This is a genomic window from Isoptericola sp. NPDC057559 (genome assembly GCF_042801555.1).
Classification (GTDB): domain Bacteria; phylum Actinomycetota; class Actinomycetes; order Actinomycetales; family Cellulomonadaceae; genus Isoptericola.
Map to the genome: position 1 here is coordinate 1 of NZ_JBHVFQ010000059.1, position 1180 is coordinate 1180.

The 1180-nt window shown below is 40.0% G+C and carries 1 pseudogene; it reads left to right on the plus strand.

What is annotated here, in order from left to right:
- Nucleotides 1–370 (plus strand): annotated as a pseudogene (locus tag ACFU5J_RS21935) (hypothetical protein); the annotation flags it as partial.
- Nucleotides 371–1180 lie beyond the last annotated feature (810 nt).

Sequence of the window (1180 nt, forward strand, 5' to 3'; positions counted from 1 at the left end):
AAAGGATATAGACAACATAGGAGCCTATTTGAGCGCTTATTTGACTGATATAGACCTAGAAGATGTCCAAGACAGGGAAACAGCCTTAAAAGTGGCTTCAGAGGGCTGTGAGGTGCAAACAAAGATCGTAGAAGGTCGGGAAAAGAAATTTTTAAAAGGCGGACGGCTGCACATGTATCCTTCCGGAATGAATATGTATCGAAAATCAAAAGGGATTGTTAAGCCGGAACGGGAAGAAATGAAGTTCGGAGACATAAAAAAAGTAGTGGGTTCGGCAAAACCACACTACGAGAAAAGTTATCATGTCGAAAATGACAATTTTGAAAACACAATTTCGTTTCTCCAGTATAACACAAAACGTGATTTTTGAAGCAAAACGGTTCCTCTTTATGGAGCCGTTTTTTTTATTTCCCGAAGGGTTATTTGTCAGAATGACAAACCGATTTCGAGCCGGCGAGAACCCATTGTCACACCACGATTTAGGGGGTGTGTATAAATGGGCACTCTCTGTGAAATTTGAAGCTTTGAAATTCCGAATGGCGCACTTATACACTCTGTCGAGTGAGTGCTAAAATGCTGAAGCATTTCCGTCAAGCGTGTGGAGGAATCTTGTAGAGAGATATAGCATAGATACCCGTATCTCTAGAGATATTTTGGTATATCCCTGCTATATCTATGGGGTATCTATGCTATATCTTTGGCTTCAAAAACGGCACCTGTTCTAAGAGCATAGAAACTCAACAGGCACAGCCTGTTTGACACCCTTTTTTTTAGGGTGGCACCGAGTTTCCTTATGCTCTTTTTCTCTGAAGCTAAACCTGTTTTATATGTCGTAGTCTTTTTATTGGGAGTGACCCCTTGCTGTACAATTTCCGGAGGTGCCGATAAGGGACGAATTTTCCCTTGTCGGTTGCCTTTGGGGATTGTAAGGGGTGGAGGCTCGGAATCAAAAGGAAACGAAATATCATTCCGAGTGTGCTTCTTTTTTCTGTTCTTGAATTCTATTATTTCCAATGTTAGAATTATGTTAACAACTTGTTAGGAGTGTGTTTGGATGGAAGAGAAAAAACAAATTGGACCTCGAATTACTGTTGAAACATTTAAAAAGCTAGAGTTATTAGCCGAACATTTTACAAAACACAATGAATTTGGAAGAGTTTCAAAAGATGCTGTAATTGAG